Source organism: Amycolatopsis sp. CA-230715 (assembly GCF_018736145.1).
Lineage (GTDB): Bacteria > Actinomycetota > Actinomycetes > Mycobacteriales > Pseudonocardiaceae > Amycolatopsis.
Genome location: NZ_CP059997.1, coordinates 5,725,108 through 5,741,766, shown reverse-complemented (window position 1 = coordinate 5,741,766; position 16,659 = coordinate 5,725,108). Strand labels below are relative to the sequence as shown.

Here is a 16,659-nt window from a genome sequence, read left to right as displayed (position 1 = left end):
GATCAGCCGGAAGCCGAGCTCGCCGACGTCACCGACGACGCCGAGCTGCCGGGGCAGGACATGGTCAGTGCCGAGGTCAGCGTCGAAAACGACCCCAGCGCGCTGCCCTCCGGCAACGGTTCGACACCGAGCTCCCCGTCAAGGGCGTAGAGATCGATCTCGGCGCGAACTACACTGACGGTGTTGGACATGTCAACCGTCCTTCCGCAGGACCCGGTGTGCCCGGTCGTGGCGCGACCGGGCACACCGGCTCTATGGTGAGCCTCAGCCGAGGCAGCTGAGGCTGCTGGCGGTACCGGCACTGGTAAGCGGGCAAGCGATGGACGACACCGTGCTCGCGGAACTGGACGACGAAAGGGCGTTGCCTTCCGGCAGTTCCTCGACGGCCAGTTCACCTTCCAGCGCGAACAGTTCGAACGTGTCCGACATGGTTGATTCCTTTCTCATTTTCACGGCTGCGCTGATCTAGCTCAGCCGAAGGTGGATGAAGTACCGACGGTGGCCGCCGAGCTTCCCGGGCAGGACGCCGTCGAAGCCGAGGCCGCGCAGAACCAGCTACCGAGTGCGTTGCCTTCCGGCAGTTCCTCGATCGCCAGCTCTTCGTCGAGCACGTACAGATCGATCCCGTTCGGGAGCGACATGGGATTCTCCTTTCGTGGTAACGGGTCAGCCGCTCTGGCAGTTGGCCGTCAGCACACTGCCCGCGCTGCTGACCGGGCAGCTGGCCGTGCCGAGCGTGCCCGCGGTGCTGTAGGTACTGAGCGCGTTGCCTTCGGGCAACGTCTCGATCAGCGGGCCGTCATCGAACAGGTCGACGGCGTGGAGATCGAGCGAGTACACGTCGTGCATCGAGGTCACCCCTCTCAGGTGGCGGTGGAGAAGCTGGCGAACGAGCTGGCGCTGGTGGCGGGGCACGAGGCGGTGGAAACCGAGCCACCGGTCGACACCGAGGCCAGCGCGTTGCCGTCGGAAAGCGTTTCGAACTCCAATGAATCGCCGAGCGCGTAGAGTTCCAAATCGGGTTCGGGCATGTACTTCCTTTCTCCTTGCTACCGGAGTCCTGGTGTCTCCGGCGGTTCCGGGGGCGCGATCGGCACGCCGAGAGCCAACGCGAAGAGCTCGTGCCTGCTGCTGCCGTCGCTGTGCAACGGCTGGCGCACGGAAGCCGGAATGAACCCGGCGAACACCGTGCCGGCCAGCCCGGTTGCCACCGCGTCGAGCCACATCGTGTAAGCGGCGGCCGAGGTCCTGGACATCAACATCCGGTAACCGTGCGCCCCCGTCGACGCTGCGACCCGGTCGAGATCCGCGGCCAGCGAGACGATCGCGGCGGACTCGCAGAACTCGGCTTGCAGAGTGAGGCTGTAGCGCGCCTCGCCCGTCGGGAGCGGAGCGACGCGCGTGTAGCTTCGCGCCGCGCTATCCAACCGGTAGATCCCCGGTTCGAGCCCGTCCACCCGGAACGCGACCACGCTCACCCCGAGCGCGCCCGCTGCCTGCTCGCCGGGCCACGCCGCCCGATCGGCGTCGAGCCCGCGGCCGACGAGATCCGCGATATGCGCCGCGCCGACCGATTCCCTGGCAAAGAACCGTTGTGAACTCCGGTGTCGCAAAGCGTCGAGAAACGACGATCGGGCCCGCGGTTCCGCGTTCACCACGACGGTGGATCCGAGCGCGGCCGGTTCGGTCGTCGTTCTGGCCACGCTCCCGCCCCCGGCCGGCCGATCCTCGGTCAGTTCGGCGAGCACCTGCGTGGCGAGATCGATCGGGCTGCTCATTGGGCTCCTCCGAGGTCGAGTACCGCGGTGATCGGTTCGACGGCGGGATCGAACCCGATCGCGTCCGCCAGCAGGCGGTCGTCGAAGTCGGGGCGCTGGCGGAACCCGATGCCGAGCAGTCCGCAAACCTCCCGCGCGGTGGCCTGCGCGCAGCCGCTGTCGAGGAACACGATCCGCAGCGCGAACGCCGAGTACTTCTCGGCGACCTTGCCGTAGTCGCCACCGAGCACCACGGTGACCGGGGCGTCGCCGGGCACCGCGCCGATGCGGGTCGAAAGCCGCGCCAGCTGGTGCGTCGAGCTGACGTAGCCGTAGATGCCGGGTTCGACACCAGCGCACGAGCGCACCACCACGTAGGCGATGACGGAGCCGATGTTGCCGCCGCTGGCGGTCCAGCGAAGGACCTTCTGCTCGGTCACGCCCTTGATTCCGACGGTCGTCATCAGCACCAGTGAAAGCAGCTCAGCGTCCACATCGGACGTTTTACCGTCCACAGTGGCCTTTGTCGGCTCCCAATCGGGAGCGAGCAGCTCGAACGAGGGGGCGGGCAGGTCCGACTTCGGCGCCACCGGCCAGGTCCGCGACTGGCGTTGCAGGGCGAGGTTCGACGGCTTGTAGTGCATCTGGTGCGCCTTGAGGTCCGCGAACTCCTTCGGCGGCATCGCGACCGAAGCCTCGTAACGCGTGGGCAGAGCCGCCTCCGAGGCGACGGGACCGTCCGCGACAGAGCAGAGCTCACAACCGGGTCGGGTCGCGGCGGAGACTTCGCACTGGCTGAGGTCGTCGAGGTCCACCCGGCGTGACCGCAGCGGCAACGGTGACGGCGTGCTCCGCGAGAGCATCGCGAACAGGTCCCTGGCGAACAACGCCGTCGCGAGTTCGACATCGCCATCCCGTGCCACCCTGTCATCACTGGTGTTTCCGGACGCCAGGCAGTAGAGGCACGGAGTGGTGCGGGGATCGGCCACCGGGCCCAGATCCGCCGTCCGCCCGTCGATCCGGAACCGGACCAGCGGGATGCCCTTGTCCCAGCAGTGCCGGATCGTTTCGTCCGCGCTCACCCCTGCCGCGTCGATCCACACCACAACGGTGGTGTCCGGTCGCGGCAGGGAACCGTCGGCCGTTCGCGCATCGACCGCCGGAGCGAGCTCGGCCACGAGCGCTTCGGCCAGCGCCGACGCGCCGAAGATCTCCAGCCGGACCGATTCCAGCCGCGTCACCGCCTGCTCCCAGGAGGCGTTCGCACCGGTGGAATCGCCGATCCTGGACAGGTAGTCCACCAGCTCGGGCTCGACCTCGCGAACCGGGAGCTCTTCGGGAGGCCCTTCCTCGATGACACCGCACGCCCACAGCAAGGAAAGCGCCTTGAAGGCCACGTCCTCGCTGACTTCCAGGTCGGCGGCGATGGTTTCGTGCCCGGCACGGCCGTCGAGCCGGTCGAGCAGCGAGGGCAGCAGGGCCGTCGCGGACCGGCCCCGGAAAAGCTGGCGCTTCGGGCCGCCTTCGACGACCACTTCGTCCGGCTCGGGGTGGATCACCAGCCCGCGCCGTACCCGAGGCCGCTCCGGCACGCGGAGCTGCGGGTCGAACTTCGCGGCGGTGCCGATCGATTCGGCGGTGATCACCGATGGCCCGTTCATATCGCTCTCCCCAAGTCCTTGCTTCCCGCCGAAAGCGGAGCCAACTGCTCGAACAACTCTTCGGACCGCGACCCACCGGACTTCCGGCACCGGGTGCACCGGTCGACCGCGACCACCGAAGACCGCGAAACGGTGCCGACCACCTGATCGAACCGCCGGACGGTGGCGCCGAGCCGGTTCGGGCCCGGCCCCGCGAACACCTCGTCGATCGCCTGCAGCGCGAACCCGGTCGCGATGCCCACGTGGTGCCGCGGGAATCCGGTCGGCTGGGCGCGGTCCGGGTCGTGCTCCGGGCCGGCGACGCGCCGATGCTGGTTCCGGCGGGCGAGGTAGCACTTGTGGCAGGCGGTCCGGCCGGGCACCACAACCGGACCGCACTGCAGGTCGGTGGCGCCATGGCGCACGGGGAACCACGCCGCGCCGAGCCGGAAGGCGGCTTCGTCGACCGCTTCGGCCAGCCGCGGCCGCTCGTGCGAAGTCGCCAGCACGACCAGCTCGGTGTACGGCCAGAGGCCGGGGTGGGTCCCTTCGGCCACGTCCCGCACGGTCACGGGCAGGAGCTCGCTCAGCCTCGCGCCGACCGCGTCGCCGAACGCGCCCTTCGTGAGCACCAGGATCTGCTTGGCGTCGACGGATGAATCGGTACTGCTCATACGGTTTTCCTCCGGCTCAGGCGAACGGCTGCGGGTCGGGGTTGATGTCGTCCTCGCCGCGGACCGGATGCCCCATCGCGGCCGGCGCGGAGTAGAGCCGGGGATGGGCGAGGTAGCGCGCGCGGTGCGCGAAGGACAGCGGCATCGCCTGTGGTACGAGCACTCTGACCACGGTCGCGCCGCACTGCCGTGCCTCGTCGGTGGTCAGGTCCACCACAACGACCTCGTGCCCGGCCCGGTGCATCCGATCGAGCAGCCACGGCAACGGCTGTTCGCCCGGCTCCAGTGCGGGCAGGTCGGCGAGCCGGCGCACCGGGCGGTCGCCGTCGAGGAGGAAGTCGAACTTGTCCCGGTTCGCTCTCGGGCCGTTGAGCAGCGCGCCGCCGATCACACTGACCGTGTCCTGCGGGTCCGCGGGGACCGCCTCGCCGGTGGCCTTGGTGAAGGATCGCAGCGCGATGCGGAGCGAAGCCGCCTCGCGCTGCAGTTTCGCCACCGCTTTCGCCGGGTCGACGTCGCAGGTGGCCGCGACGAGCTGGGACAGATCGGGATCGTGGTCGGCAAGCTGCACCCCGTAGATCACCGGGATGCCGAGATCGCTCGTCGCGTCGAAGAACAGGGTCCGGATGTTCTCCGACCGGCCTCGCTCGAAGTATTCGCGGTACTCGTCCGGCAGATCGTTCTCGTCGAACTCGAGGCGCGGCAAGCGAAGCCGCTGCAGCCAGGTCAACGCGATGGAATCCCGTTCGACCACTTCGAGCAGGCCGTTGGTCACCGCGTCGAGCGCGTTCCCGTGCGCCGCGCACCCGGTGGACACGGCGTGCTGGTACCGCTCGCTCGCGGATTGCGGGCTGAACTTCAAGTACACCTGCGCCGCGGGCACGAAAACCGCCTTACCCCTAGTCAGCGACCAGCCGCGGACCCAGCGCAGCGGAATCCGCGGATCGTAGGCGACCAGCCCGCATTTCGGGTCGGCCAGTTCTCGTGCGGAGCAGTTGGGCCACACCGACGGCGGGATCGCGTCCTCCCCGAGTTCCGCCGCGCTCGCCCAGACCAGCTCGGCGGGGTCCCACACGCACGAGGAGTACCTCTCGAGCGACTCCGCGACGGCGAGATGCGCTGCCAGGTCGGGATCGAGCGCGCCACCCGCGCCGTCGAAGTTCCCCGACGAGGCGTTGTGCACCCACCCGGTTTGCGTCGGCACCGCCGCGCCGGGGTCTCCGATGGCACCGGTGTAGATCGAAAACACCGGTTCCCCCTCAGTGACCGGCAACCACGTCAGCCGGGACACCAGACCGAAAGGCGAAACCAGTTTTCGCATTTCTCGAAGCGTTTCTGGTATAGCGGAAGTCTTCTCGGTAACCCGCATCATCGACAATTTTTCTCCTTGGCCGCGGCTCGAATCGCGCAGCGTGCTGCGCATCGGAATCGCTGCGCGCACAAGGCGGCAACGACCACCGATGTAAAGGTGTTCCGCACAGCGAAACCCCGTGCCGCGCCGACGTGGGTGGGACAACTGCCGTGCCGGGTCGCCGAAAGGAACGACCCGTCAGCGCTCCGTCAAGATGGCGATTCGAAATCCCCTAGAACCACCTTGAAGGAAGCTGGTCGGGAGCGTACATCGCGGCGTCGGAAAGTCGCAACGATCACCGAACCGTTAATCAAGAACGACAACAACGACCAGTTGGGGCGGTTTTTTCCGAGGTCGCGTCAGGCCTCACGGCCCACTTGCCACGGCATGACACGCGATCGCGCTAACTCCTTGTCGCCGATCGAGTCCGCAACGCGAGCGACACCCGGGAGCCAGGCCGGGCACACCACGTGTTCCACCCCCGCGCCGCCAATGTGCTTGTTCGACTTCGACCCTTCGAAGTCGAACAAGCCGAAATGATTCAACGCGACAGAGTACGCGCGGAGCAGAGAAATCGCTTTGTCAACGGAGCGGCATATAACTGACGCGTGCTGTCTTCGCACTACTGGGGAGTTCATGAGCGAGCCGAAGGCCGAAACGGCCGATCCCGAGGAACGAGCGGTGAACCGCCTGCCGGGTTTCTCCCGGGGAGCGGGTCTTGACGCACCCGAACGCGTGCCGATCACAGCACTGCGGCCAGCCGATTCACCGCGCCTCTCCGGAGAGGTGCCGGACCACGTGACTGCCCTGTCGGAATCGGTGATCGAGCTTCCGCCCATCGTGGTGCACCGGCCGACGATGCGGGTTGTCGATGGAATGCACCGGCTCCGGGCGGCGGGTCTGCGCGGCGACACCGAGATCTCGGTCCGCTACTTCGACGGCACCGAGGAGGCCGCGTTCCTGTTGGCGGTGACGCTGAACATCGAGCACGGCCTGCCGCTGTCGCTGGCGGACCGAGAGGCGGCCGCTTCCCGGGTCATCGAAGCACACGCGCACTGGTCGAACCGGCGGATCGCGCTCGCGGTCGGCTTGTCCGACAAGACCATCGCCACGATCCGCAAACGGGCGCCGGCCGGGACCGGCGACACGGCGCGGCGAATCGGAAAGGACGGCAGGGCTCGACCGCTGAACAGCGCCGAGGGCCGCAAACGGGCAGGGGATCTCTTCGCGGCCAATCCGGATCTGACCATCCGCGAGGTGTCCGCGCTCGCGGGAATCTCGGTGGGCACCACCGCGGACGTGCTCAAACGCCTTCGGCTGGGAAAAGACCCGGTCCCGCCGAAGCAGCGCGGTGAGCCGGGTGCGGCCGAACCGGCACCGGAGGCCAGCGACCGGCTCGCGCATCTCACGTCGAGCCTTCGCGTTCTGCGGGCCGATCCGTCGCTCCGGTACAGCGACCAAGGCCGCGCGCTGCTACGGCGGCTCGAGGCGCAGGCGATGGGCCCCGAGCAGTGGAACGAACTGGCCGCCAGCGTCCCACAGCACTGCAGGGACGCGGTGGTGGACCTGGCCCATGCCTGTGCCGCCGTGTGGGGCGAGTTCGCCGAACGGCTCACGGCTGACCGGCCGCGACCGGACACCAGGGTGCGACAGCGCGCGAAACCCGCTGGAGTCAAGGGGTATCCGAACTCCGCTTGAAGAGCGGGCGGCTGGTGTGCTGGCGACTGGTGCGCACAGCGGCGAAGCCGAAAGTCGGGAATCGCGGGCTGCCCGGCGCCGGAAGAGTGCCCCCGACGGGATTCGAACCCGCACTTTGTCGATTTTAAGTCGACTGCCTCTGCCAGTTGGGCTACGGGGGCGCCGGTCAGCCTAGGGGACTGACCGGTGCCCCGGTGCGGCAAGGTCAGGACTTGGTGGCGCGGGTGAACTCTTCCTTCGGGTTGTTGATCTGCCCGAGGGACACGACCTCGCGGCGGAAGAGGCCGCCGAGCATCCAGTCGAAGACGATGCGGACCTTGCGGTTGAAGGTGGGCATGGCCTTGACGTGGTAGGCGCGGTGGAACAGCCACGCCGGGAAGCCCTTGATCTTCAGGTTCAGCGCGTCGGCGACGCCCTTGTGCAGGCCGAGGCTGGCGACGGCGCCGAGGTTCTTGTGGAAGTAGTCCTTGGGCTGCCCGCCGCGGATCGACTTGATGATGTTCTTCGCGAGGTGGCGCGCCTGCCGGACGGCGTGCTGCGCGTTCGGCGGGCAGGTGGCCGTCGGGTCGGCCTCGGTGCGCGAAAGGTCCGGCACGGCGGCGATGTCGCCCGCGGTCCACACGTCCGGGTTGCCGACGACCTGCAGCGCCGCGGTGGCCTGCAGCCTGCCGCGCTTGTCGAGCGGGAGGTCCGAGTTGGCGAGCACCGGGTTCGCCTTGACACCGGCGGTCCAGATGATGGTGTCGGTGTCGAACTCGGTGCCGTCCGAGAGCACCACGTGCCCGTTCTCGAACGACTTCGCCGCCGTCGAGAGGTACACCTCGATGCCGCGCTTCTCGAGCTGCTCGACGGTGTAGACGCCGAGGGTCTCGCGCACCTCGGGCAGGATCCGCCCGGCGGCCTCGACGAGCACCCAGCGGATGTCCTCGGGGTTGATGTTCTCGTAGTACTGGGTGGCGAAGCGGGTCATGTCCTCGAGCTCGGCGAGCGCCTCGATGCCCGCGAACCCGCCGCCGACGACGGTGAACGTCAGCAGGCGCTTGCGCAGCTCGGGGTCGAGCGTGCTGGCCGCCTCGTCCAGCTTCGTCATGACGTGGTTGCGCAGGTAGATCGCCTCGCCGATGGTCTTGAAGGCGATGCCCTGCTCGGCGAGGCCGGGGATCGGCAGGATCCTGGCGACGGCACCGAGCGCGACCACGAGGACGTCGTAGTTGAGCGCCTCGACGTGCCCGTCGGCCGCCTCGACCGTCACGGACTTGCGCTCGTGCTCGATCTTGGTGACCCGCGCGGTCAGCACGTGGCACCGCTTGAGCACGCGGCGCAGCGGCACCACCACGTGCCGCGGCTCGATCGCACCGGCGGCCGCCTCCGGGAGGAACGGCTGGTACGTCATGTGCGGCTGGGGGTCGACGACGGTAACGGAGGCCTCGTTGGCGCGGAGCATCTTCTGGAGCCCGAACGCCGTGTAGAGACCGACGTACCCACCACCGAGAACCAAGATCCGTGTCGGTTCCGACTTCGCTGCGGCCATGGTCCTATGCTCCCATTCCTTTGGCGGTACCGCTCGGGGACCCCATCCCGCTGTGACCAGCGTCGCCGCCACTTCGGCACCGATTCAGTCGAGGTCCGGTCCCTTCCTACTCCAGGGTCCGCTCGAACCACTCCGGCGCGCGAGGGATCAACGGTCTCGTCTTCGCCGGGACCTAGGTCCTACAGCCCCGCCGTCCCCGCCGCGTCGACGAGCACGTCGCGCAGCATCGCGGGGGTCAGCTTGCCGGTCTGCGTGTTGCGCTGCGACACGTGGAAGCACCCGAACAGGTGCAGGTCGCCGAGGAGCACGTGCGCGCCGTGGCCGAACGCGGGCCGCGGCCTCGGCACCGGCCAGCCCGCGTCGGCGAGCACGGGCAGCAGCGCCTGCCAGCCGAAGGCGCCCAGCACGACGATCGCGCGCAGCGTCGGCCGCAGGAACTCCAGCTCATGGGCGAGCCAGGGACGACAGCGGTCCCGCTCTTCGGGGGTGGGCTTGTTCTGCGGCGGGGCGCACCGCACCGGCGACATGATGCGGGTGCCGCGCAGGGTGAGCCCGTCGCCGATCGCCACCGCGGTCGGCTGCGACGCGAGGCCGACGTCGTAGAGCGCCTGGTACAGGACATCACCGGAGCGGTCTCCGGTGAACATGCGGCCGGTGCGGTTCGCGCCGTGCGCGGCGGGGGCGAGGCCGACGATGCCGAGCGACGCGTCGTGCGGGCCGAATCCGGGCACCGGCCGTCCCCAGTAGGTCTCGCCCGCGAAGGCGGCGCGCTTTTCGCGTGCCACGCGCTCGCGCCATTCGACGAGGCGTGGGCAAGCCCGGCAGGTGGTGACGGCCTCGTCGAGTTCGGCGAGGGAGCGCAAGCGTCGTTGGGGCACGACACGCATTGTGCTAGGTAGGTTGGCGGCATGAGTGAGCACGAAGAGGAACAGGGCGAGACCGAAGCGGCCGAGCCCGCCAAGGCGGAACCCGCCGACGACCTGGTCGCCACCCAGCACACGATCACCGTGAAGCGCCGCAAGCTGGCCTACACCGCGGAGACGGGCCGGGTGGTGCTGCGCAAGGAGGTCGTCACCGACGGCAAGTTCGAGGGGCACCAGGCGAAGGCCGAGGTGTTCCTCACCGCCTACACCCTCGACGGCGCCGACCCGACGACCCGCCCGGTGACCTTCGCGTTCAACGGCGGCCCCGGCGCGTCGAGCGTCTGGCTCCACCTCGGAGTCCTCGGGCCGCGCCGGGTGGTTTCCGGTGACGTCGACTCGCCGGAGCCGCCGCCGTACCGGCTCGCGGACAACCCGGAAACCCTGCTCGCACACAGCGACCTGGTGTTCATCGACCCCGTTTCGACGGGGTACTCGCGCGCTGCCACGGGCGAGAAACCCGCCGACTACCACGGTTTCACGCCCGATATCGAATCCGTCGGCGAGGTGATCCGGCTGTGGGTGTCGCGCAACGAGCGGTGGCTGTCGCCGAAGTTCCTCGCCGGTGAGTCGTACGGCACGCTGCGCGCGGCGGCGCTCGCCGGGCACCTGCAGGAGCGCTGCGGGCTGTACCTGAACGGGCTGATGCTCATCTCGTCGGTGCTCGACATGGGGACGATCCGCTTCCACGAGGGCAACGACCTGGCCTACTCGCTGTTCGTGCCGACCTACGCCGCGATCGCGCACTACCACGGCCTGCACGGCGAACGCCCGCTCGACGACGTGCTCGCCGACGCGGAGGAGTTCGCCTCGCGCGAGCTGCCGTACGCGCTGGCGCAGGGCGCGCGCCTGTCCCCGGAGGCGCGCACCGAGGCCGTGCAGACGCTCGCCTCGCTCACCGGGCTCGACGAGTCCTATGTGGACAGGGTGAACCTGCGCATCGAGCACATCCGGTTCTTCACCGAGCTGCTGCGCGACCGCGGCCTGGTCACCGGCCGGATGGACGGCCGGTTCACCACGTGGGAGCCCGACGGCGGCCGCGAGCACATGAGCGACGACCCCTCGGTGTCGCGTCTCATCGGCGCCTACTCGGCGGCGTTCAACCACTACATCCGTGCCGAACTCGGCTACGAGAACGACCTGCCGTACCAGGTCCTCTCGCTCGACGTCGTGCGTAACTGGTCCTATTCGGACTTCGAGGGCAGGCCGGTGACCGCGGTGGGCACGCTGAGCGCGGCGATGCGCGCGAACCCGCACCTGAAGCTGCACGTCGCGTTCGGACACTACGACGGCGCGACACCGTACTTCGCCGCCGAGCACGTGCTGGCGGCGCTGGCCATCCCGGAGGAACTGAGGGAAAACATCGAGTCGGCGTACTACCCGGCAGGCCACATGATGTACGCCCACGAGCCTTCGCGGATACAGCAGTCGAAGGACCTGGCCGCCTTCGTCCAGTCCGCCTCGAACCGGTAGACGCGAAAATCGTCCCTTTGGATAGGTAAGGCTTACCTATAGAGTGAGCGGGGTGATCCGCCGCATCCTCGCCGGGGCCCTTGCCGCCACGCTCATGACGACCGCCGCTTGCTCGGGCGCCCAGCCTCCCGAAAAGGGGGCGGCGCCCGGCGGGGCGTACCCGGTGACGATCGAGCACAAGTACGGCTCGACGACGATCGCGAGCGCGCCGAAGCGGGTGGTCACGGTCGGCCTCACCGAACAGGACTCGCTGCTCGCGCTCGGCGTGGTGCCGGTCGCGACGACGAAGTGGATCGGCGCCTTCCCCGGCGAGATCGGCCCGTGGGCGAGCGGGAAGCTGGGCGGCGCCGGAGTCCCGGAGGTCCTGCAGGACACCAGCGGACCGCAGTTCGAAAAGATCGCGGCGCTGCGGCCCGACGTGATCATCGGGCTGTATTCGGGGATGACGAAGGAGAGCTACGACAAGCTGTCCCAGATCGCGCCGACGGTGGCGCAGCCGAAGGAGTACACCGACTTCGGCATCCCGTGGCAGGAGACCACGAAGCAGATCGGCCGCATCCTCGGGAAGCAGGACGACGCGGCGAAGCTCGTGCAGGGCGTCGAGGACCGGTTCGCCAAGGTACGCAAGGAAAACCCGAAGTTCGAGGGTGCCAGCGCGGTGATGGCGACGATCTACGACGGGTACTTCGTCTACGGCAGCCAGGACCCGCGTTCGCGACTGCTGACCTCGCTCGGCTTCAAGCTGCCCGCCGACCTCGACGCCGCGATCGGCGACAAGTTCGGGGCGAACATCAGCGCCGAGCGCACCGATCTCCTGGACCGCGACGCGCTGATCTGGGTGGTCGGCACCGCCGCGGAGGGACAGGCGAAACTCGCCTCGGACCGGCTCTACAGCGGGCTGAAGGTGGCGAAGGAGAAGCGCGAGGTGTTCGTCGAGGAGGGCACCGCGTACGGGCACGCGACTTCCTTCGTCTCGGTGCTCAGCCTGCCCTTCCAGCTCGATCGGCTCGTCCCACAGCTCGCGGCCGCGGTCGACGGCGACCCGGGCACGCCGGTGAAACCCGCCTCGTGAGGCTTACGCCGTAAGCTGGGCGCATGACTTTGTCGAGGGCGAAGGTGCTCGACGCGGCGCTCGCGCTCGCCGACGCGGAGGGCCTGCCGTCGTTGTCCATGCGCAAGCTCGCCGCCGAGCTGGGCGTCGAGGCGATGTCGCTCTACAACCACGTCGCGAACAAGGGCGATCTGCTCGACGGTCTCGCCGCGCGCGTGTTCGAGTCCGTGGAGCTGCCGGATCCCGCACTGCCGTGGGAAGAACGGCTGCGCGCGCTGGGGACGGGCGCGGCCGCCGCGTTCGCCGCGCACCCGGCCGCGATCCGCGCGATGGCCGCGGGCGAGGCGAATCCGCGCTCGCCCGGCGCGCTGCGGCTGATCGACGCGTTCCTGTCGGCCCTGCTCGACGCCGGGCTGGACGAGCGGGGCGCGGCGAAGACCTACCGCACGCTCATCGGCCTGCTCTTCGGGTCCGCGCTGCGCGACACCGTCGACGTGGCGAAGAGTCCGAAAAGGACGGAGCAGGTGGACGACTGGTTCCGGCGGGTGGTCACCGAGGACGAGCTGCCGAGCCTGTACCGCGCGCTGCCCGCGCTGATGGACGCCTCGTGCGCGCCCGAGTTCGCGGACGAACTGGGCCTGCTGATCGAAAACCTCAAGCGGTAGCAACGAAAGCGGCCCCCGGGAGAACCCGGGGGCCGCTTCACGTCGAGCGGGGATCAGCCGCGGACGAACGGCGCACCGTGCGTCACGGCGGACCAGGCGTCGACGGCGCCGTGGCCGTAGAAGCCGTTGAAGTCCGGCGTGCCCTCACAGGTCGCGGTGAACGACGCGTCCCGGCCTTCCTTCAGGTAGTCGACCGTCCTCGGGGTCGGGCAGGCGACCTTCGACGCGGTGCCTTCCAGCACGCGCTGCACGGCGTCGGGGGCGAGCCCGAAACCGCCGCGGGAGGCCTTGCCGTACTGCGAAACGATCAGCGCGGCGACACCGACGGCGTGCGGCGTGGCCATCGACGTGCCCTGCAGGTACTGGTAGTACCCGACCCTGCCGTCGTTCGCGACCGCCTTCTGCACACCGAGCTTGGCGCCCTGCGGCGTCACGTTGCCCGCCGCGTCGACGTCACCCTTGGCGATCGCCACGTTCTTCGGGTACACCGACAGGATCTTGTTCTCGTTGACGTTGAACTGGTCCGTGCCGAAGTAGTCCCTGGCGTACCCACCCGGCGCCGACACCGAGATCTGCTCGGTGCCGTAGTTCGAGTAGTCGGCCTTCGCCTGCGACGGCCCGAAGGAGCCGATGCCCAGCACGTGCGGGCCCTCGACCGGCAGCGAGAAGCAGCTGCCGTTGTCGATCTGGCGCGGGTGCGTGCTGTTGCTCGGGTAGTTCGGGCTGGTCGCGTCCGCGGGCGGCTTGCCGAGGTCGGAGTGCTCGTTGCCGAGCGCGGCGATCTCGGTGACGCCCTTGCGGTGCGCGTAGTTCAGCGCACGGCTGACGGCTTCGATGATGGTCCGCTGCTCCAGCTGCTGCGCCGGGCTGTCGGCCGCGTTCGCCTTGCAGTTGTAGAGCCACGGGTCCACGTAGTACGACATGTTGACCACGTCGATCCCGGCGTCGCCGGCGTAGGTCAGCGCGTCGACGGTGGGCTGCAGGAAGAAGTTGCCCGAGTCCTGCCCCGCGCGGATGTTGACGAGCGTGACATTCGGCGCCACGCCGGAGACGCCGAACCCGTTGGCGGCCGCGGCGATGGTGCCCGCCACGTGCGAGCCGTGGCCGTTGTCGTCGTGGTCGGCGGGGTCGACGCAGCCGCGGTACTCGCACGGGCCGTCGACGACGGCACCGTTCTCGTCGGTCGGGATGTCCTTGACGAAGTTGCGGGAGTCGGCGGCGTCGAAGTTCGGCGCGATGTCCGGGTGCGACCCGTCGACGCCGGTGTCGATGATGCCGACCTTGACGCGCTTGTCCCCGGCCTGCTTGGTGCGGGCCAGGTCCGAGCGGGTCGACTTGAGACCCCACAGCTTGTCGTCGAGCGGGTCCAGCCCGACCGGCTTCGCCTGCTTGGCCGTCGAGCCGCCGGAACGGGCGCTTTCCTTCTCGACCGTGTCCGGCTTGGTGACCTGGCGGTCCTTCGGCGCCTGGCCGATGGCCTTCGCCTTGGCCGCGCCGAACACCGCGCGGTTCGCCGAGACGCGCTCGGTGAAGCCGTTGGCCGGCGCGGTCGCGGTGATCAGCCCGACCGCGGTGTTGGTGTGCACCACCGTGCCGCCCGCGTCCTTGATCGCCTGCTCCGCCGCGGCGGAGCTCTGCCCTTCGGCGGCGAGCACGGTGAACTCGGTGGTGGCTCCCGACAATTGCGGCTGCGCGGTCGCGGCTGGCGCGGAAACGGCGGCGATGCCGCCGATCAGCGGTACCGCGAACACGGCAGCGAGAATCCTGGATCTCTTCACTGACTCCTCCTGAAGAAACGGTGCGAACAACCTACGTCACATATGCCCGAAATGGATAGGCATATCCGACGAAAGTTAGGGAACGACCGATTTCTCTTCGGCGAAGTGGCACGCGCTCAGGTGCCCGGTGCGGTTGTCGAGCGCCGGGATCTCGCTGGCGCAGATGTCCTGCGCCTTCCAGCACCGGGTGCGGAAACGGCAGCCGGACGGCGGGTCCATCGGGCTCGGCACGTCGCCTTCGAGCCGGATGACCTGCCGCGTTCCGCGCACCGCGGGATCGGCGATCGGAACCGCCGACAGCAGTGCCTGTGTGTAGGGATGCGATGGCCTGCTGTAAATCTCTTCCTCGGTGCCGATCTCCACGATCTTTCCGAGATACATCACCGCGACCCTGGTGCAAAGGTGACGAACAACGGACAGGTCGTGTGCGATGAACACATACGACAGGCCGAATTCCTTCTGCAGATCACCGAGCAGGTTCATCACCTGTGCCTGGATCGACACGTCGAGCGCGGACACCGGCTCGTCGCAGATGATCACCTTCGGCTTGAGCGCGAGCGCCCTGGCGATGCCGATGCGCTGGCGCTGGCCGCCGGAGAACTGGTGCGGGTACCGGTTGATGTAGTCCGGGTTCAGGCCCACCGTCTCCAGCAGCTCCTGCACCCGCTTCGCCCGATCGCCCTTCGGCGCCACGTCGGGGTGGATCTCGAACGGCTCGCCGATGATGTCGCCGACGGTCATCCTCGGGTTGAGCGAGGTGTACGGGTCCTGCAGCACGATCTGGATGTCGCGCCGCCACTTCCGCAGTTCCTGCCCGCGCAGCTTGAAGATGTCCTTGCCCTCGAACTCGGCGACGCCGGAGGTCGGTTCCTCCAGGCGCATCAGTACCTGCGCGAGCGTGGACTTCCCGCAGCCGGATTCCCCGACCACGCCGAGGGTTTCACCGCGTTCGAGGTCGAACGAGACGCCGTCGACGGCCTTGACGTGGCCGATCGTGCGCTTGAACAACACCCCTTGCTGCACCGGGAAGTGCTTGACCACGTTGTCCACGTGGAGGATCGGCTCAGCCATGGCTTTCCACAACCTCTTCAGCGAAATGGCACGCGCTCGTCCGGCCGAGGCCCAGATTGTGCAGCGGCGGGAGTTCGGTGCGGCACTTGTCCTCTGCCCGCTTGCAGCGCGGGTTGAACGGGCACCCCGGCGGGATGTGCGCGAGGCTCGGCGGGAGGCCTTCGATGGTCTCCAGCGCCTGCCCCTTCAGGTCGAGGCGCGGCATCGAGTTCATCAGCGCCTTCGTGTACGGGTGCCCCGGCGCACGGAACAGCTCGTGCACGTCGGCGTGCTCCACGATCCGGCCCGCGTACATGACCGCGATCCGGTCCGCGACCTCGGCCACCACACCGAGGTCGTGGGTGATCAGGATCATGCCCATGTTGCGCTCGCGGCGCAGCTCGGCGAGCAGGTCCATGATCTGGGCCTGCACCGTCACGTCGAGCGCGGTGGTCGGCTCGTCCGCGATCAGCAGCTCCGGGTCGAGCGCGAGCGACATCGCGATCATCGCGCGCTGGCGCATGCCGCCGGAGAACTGGTGCGGGTACTCCTTGATCCGCCGCTTCGCGTTGGGGATGCGCACCATTTCGAGGAGTTCGATCGCCCGCTTGCGGGCGTCCGCCTTGCTCATGCCGCGCCGCACGCGCAGCTGCTCCTCGATCTGCCAGCCCACGGTGAACACGGGGTTCAGCGAGGACAGCGCGTCCTGGAAGACCATGGCGATGCCGTCGCCGCGGATCTCCACGCGCCGCGACTCCGAGGCGGTCAGCACCTCTTCGCCGTGGAACTTCACCGAACCGCCGGTGACCGCGGCGGGCGGCGAGTCGAGGATGCCCATGATCGTCTGCGCGGTCACGCTCTTGCCCGAGCCGGATTCTCCCAGCACGGCAAGGGTTTCCCCGGCCTCCACGTGGTAGGAGACTCCATTGAGGACCTTCGCGACCTCGTCCCTGCCGCGGAACTCGACTCGGAGGTCGGAGACCTCCAGCAGCGGGCCAGCGCCTTCCAGGCCCCTGGGATCGGCCACCGCACTGGTGGAACCGTCATACGCCGTCGACATTGCTCCGGCTT

18 protein-coding genes and 1 tRNA gene are annotated in these 16,659 nt (G+C 68.7%); 4 read left to right on the top strand and 15 right to left on the bottom strand.

Annotated features, from left to right (window positions below; translation table 11 throughout):
* Positions 1-2 precede the first annotated feature (2 nt).
* The 9 genes from HUW46_RS27630 to HUW46_RS27590 all read right to left on the bottom strand — a co-directional run bounded on the left by HUW46_RS27630 (position 3) and on the right by HUW46_RS27590 (position 5,320).
* Positions 3-191: a thiocillin family RiPP gene (locus tag HUW46_RS27630; RefSeq protein WP_215541715.1), complete on the bottom strand. Its 189-nt coding sequence runs from the start codon at positions 189-191 to the stop codon at positions 3-5.
* Positions 192-264: 73 nt separating this feature from the next.
* A complete protein-coding gene (locus HUW46_RS27625; RefSeq protein ID WP_215541714.1) occupies positions 265-429 on the bottom strand; it encodes a thiocillin family RiPP in 165 nt (54 codons plus the stop codon).
* Between the two features lie 41 nt (positions 430-470).
* Positions 471-641: a thiocillin family RiPP gene (locus tag HUW46_RS27620; RefSeq protein WP_215541713.1), complete on the bottom strand. Its 171-nt coding sequence runs from the start codon at positions 639-641 to the stop codon at positions 471-473.
* Positions 642-666: 25 nt separating this feature from the next.
* A complete protein-coding gene (locus tag HUW46_RS27615; RefSeq protein WP_215541712.1) occupies positions 667-849 on the bottom strand; it encodes a thiocillin family RiPP in 183 nt (60 codons plus the stop codon).
* Positions 850-863: 14 nt separating this feature from the next.
* Positions 864-1,031 carry a thiocillin family RiPP gene (locus HUW46_RS27610; RefSeq protein ID WP_215541711.1) on the bottom strand — a complete coding sequence of 56 codons (168 nt, stop codon included), beginning with the start codon at positions 1,029-1,031 and terminating at the stop codon, positions 864-866.
* Positions 1,032-1,049: 18 nt separating this feature from the next.
* On the bottom strand, positions 1,050-1,778 hold the full coding sequence (locus HUW46_RS27605) for a nitroreductase family protein (RefSeq protein ID WP_215541710.1): 729 nt from the start codon (positions 1,776-1,778) through the stop codon (positions 1,050-1,052).
* Complete coding sequence (locus tag HUW46_RS27600; RefSeq protein WP_215541709.1) at positions 1,775-3,418, bottom strand: hypothetical protein; 1,644 nt, start codon at positions 3,416-3,418, stop codon at positions 1,775-1,777. Before HUW46_RS27600 ends, HUW46_RS27605 begins: the two co-directional genes overlap by 4 nt.
* Positions 3,415-4,071, bottom strand: a complete 657-nt coding sequence (locus HUW46_RS27595; RefSeq protein WP_215541708.1) for a TOMM precursor leader peptide-binding protein — start codon at positions 4,069-4,071, stop codon at positions 3,415-3,417. The genes HUW46_RS27600 and HUW46_RS27595 overlap by 4 nt, the downstream gene beginning before the upstream one ends.
* A 16-nt stretch (positions 4,072-4,087) precedes the next feature.
* A complete protein-coding gene (locus HUW46_RS27590; RefSeq protein WP_215541707.1) occupies positions 4,088-5,320 on the bottom strand; it encodes a YcaO-like family protein in 1,233 nt (410 codons plus the stop codon).
* 738 nt (positions 5,321-6,058) lie between these two features.
* On the opposite strand from HUW46_RS27590, the gene HUW46_RS27585 reads away from it, so the two are divergent.
* Positions 6,059-7,120: a ParB/RepB/Spo0J family partition protein gene (locus HUW46_RS27585; RefSeq protein WP_215541706.1), complete on the top strand. Its 1,062-nt coding sequence runs from the start codon at positions 6,059-6,061 to the stop codon at positions 7,118-7,120.
* An 87-nt stretch (positions 7,121-7,207) separates the two neighbouring features.
* Here HUW46_RS27585 and HUW46_RS27580 read toward each other — a convergent pair.
* The 3 genes from HUW46_RS27580 to HUW46_RS27570 form a co-directional block, all read right to left on the bottom strand.
* Positions 7,208-7,281: transfer RNA gene (locus tag HUW46_RS27580), tRNA-Leu, on the bottom strand.
* A 44-nt stretch (positions 7,282-7,325) separates the two neighbouring features.
* Positions 7,326-8,651, bottom strand: coding sequence for an NAD(P)/FAD-dependent oxidoreductase (locus HUW46_RS27575; protein ID WP_215541705.1), 1,326 nt, complete (start codon positions 8,649-8,651; stop codon positions 7,326-7,328).
* 179 nt (positions 8,652-8,830) lie between these two features.
* On the bottom strand, positions 8,831-9,538 hold the full coding sequence (locus HUW46_RS27570; RefSeq protein ID WP_215541704.1) for a uracil-DNA glycosylase: 708 nt from the start codon (positions 9,536-9,538) through the stop codon (positions 8,831-8,833).
* Positions 9,539-9,559: 21 nt separating this feature from the next.
* Between HUW46_RS27570 and HUW46_RS27565 the strand changes: the two genes are divergently transcribed.
* The 3 genes from HUW46_RS27565 to HUW46_RS27555 all read left to right on the top strand — a co-directional run bounded on the left by HUW46_RS27565 (position 9,560) and on the right by HUW46_RS27555 (position 12,760).
* Positions 9,560-11,044, top strand: coding sequence for a S10 family peptidase (locus tag HUW46_RS27565; protein WP_215541703.1), 1,485 nt, complete (start codon positions 9,560-9,562; stop codon positions 11,042-11,044).
* A 94-nt stretch (positions 11,045-11,138) separates the two neighbouring features.
* On the top strand, positions 11,139-12,116 hold the full coding sequence (locus HUW46_RS27560; protein ID WP_215550147.1) for an iron-siderophore ABC transporter substrate-binding protein: 978 nt from the start codon (positions 11,139-11,141) through the stop codon (positions 12,114-12,116).
* Positions 12,117-12,139: 23 nt separating this feature from the next.
* Positions 12,140-12,760, top strand: coding sequence for a TetR family transcriptional regulator (locus HUW46_RS27555; RefSeq protein WP_215541702.1), 621 nt, complete (start codon positions 12,140-12,142; stop codon positions 12,758-12,760).
* Between the two features lie 53 nt (positions 12,761-12,813).
* Here the strand turns inward: HUW46_RS27555 and HUW46_RS27550 are convergent, their stop codons facing one another.
* From HUW46_RS27550 to HUW46_RS27540, 3 genes are all read right to left on the bottom strand, one after another.
* A complete protein-coding gene (locus HUW46_RS27550) occupies positions 12,814-14,538 on the bottom strand; it encodes a S8 family serine peptidase (protein WP_215541701.1) in 1,725 nt (574 codons plus the stop codon).
* 75 nt (positions 14,539-14,613) lie between these two features.
* Positions 14,614-15,609: an ABC transporter ATP-binding protein gene (locus HUW46_RS27545; RefSeq protein WP_215541700.1), complete on the bottom strand. Its 996-nt coding sequence runs from the start codon at positions 15,607-15,609 to the stop codon at positions 14,614-14,616.
* Positions 15,602-16,648 carry an ABC transporter ATP-binding protein gene (locus HUW46_RS27540; protein ID WP_215541699.1) on the bottom strand — a complete coding sequence of 349 codons (1,047 nt, stop codon included), beginning with the start codon at positions 16,646-16,648 and terminating at the stop codon, positions 15,602-15,604. The genes HUW46_RS27545 and HUW46_RS27540 overlap by 8 nt, the downstream gene beginning before the upstream one ends.
* Positions 16,649-16,659: the final 11 nt, after the last annotated feature.

Coding starts and splice junctions, on each gene's coding strand:
- HUW46_RS27540 (WP_215541699.1), bottom strand. CDS start 16,648: ATGTCGACGGCGTATGACGGTTCCACCAGTGCGGTGGCCGATCCCAGG.
- HUW46_RS27605 (WP_215541710.1), bottom strand. CDS start 1,778: ATGAGCAGCCCGATCGATCTCGCCACGCAGGTGCTCGCCGAACTGACC.
- HUW46_RS27620 (WP_215541713.1), bottom strand. CDS start 641: ATGTCGCTCCCGAACGGGATCGATCTGTACGTGCTCGACGAAGAGCTG.
- HUW46_RS27555 (WP_215541702.1), top strand. CDS start 12,140: ATGACTTTGTCGAGGGCGAAGGTGCTCGACGCGGCGCTCGCGCTCGCC.
- HUW46_RS27575 (WP_215541705.1), bottom strand. CDS start 8,651: ATGGCCGCAGCGAAGTCGGAACCGACACGGATCTTGGTTCTCGGTGGT.
- HUW46_RS27545 (WP_215541700.1), bottom strand. CDS start 15,609: ATGGCTGAGCCGATCCTCCACGTGGACAACGTGGTCAAGCACTTCCCG.
- HUW46_RS27625 (WP_215541714.1), bottom strand. CDS start 429: ATGTCGGACACGTTCGAACTGTTCGCGCTGGAAGGTGAACTGGCCGTC.
- HUW46_RS27585 (WP_215541706.1), top strand. CDS start 6,059: ATGAGCGAGCCGAAGGCCGAAACGGCCGATCCCGAGGAACGAGCGGTG.
- HUW46_RS27565 (WP_215541703.1), top strand. CDS start 9,560: ATGAGTGAGCACGAAGAGGAACAGGGCGAGACCGAAGCGGCCGAGCCC.
- HUW46_RS27615 (WP_215541712.1), bottom strand. CDS start 849: ATGCACGACGTGTACTCGCTCGATCTCCACGCCGTCGACCTGTTCGAT.
- HUW46_RS27610 (WP_215541711.1), bottom strand. CDS start 1,031: ATGCCCGAACCCGATTTGGAACTCTACGCGCTCGGCGATTCATTGGAG.
- HUW46_RS27595 (WP_215541708.1), bottom strand. CDS start 4,071: ATGAGCAGTACCGATTCATCCGTCGACGCCAAGCAGATCCTGGTGCTC.
- HUW46_RS27560 (WP_215550147.1), top strand. CDS start 11,139: ATGACGACCGCCGCTTGCTCGGGCGCCCAGCCTCCCGAAAAGGGGGCG.
- HUW46_RS27600 (WP_215541709.1), bottom strand. CDS start 3,418: ATGAACGGGCCATCGGTGATCACCGCCGAATCGATCGGCACCGCCGCG.
- HUW46_RS27570 (WP_215541704.1), bottom strand. CDS start 9,538: ATGCGTGTCGTGCCCCAACGACGCTTGCGCTCCCTCGCCGAACTCGAC.
- HUW46_RS27630 (WP_215541715.1), bottom strand. CDS start 191: ATGTCCAACACCGTCAGTGTAGTTCGCGCCGAGATCGATCTCTACGCC.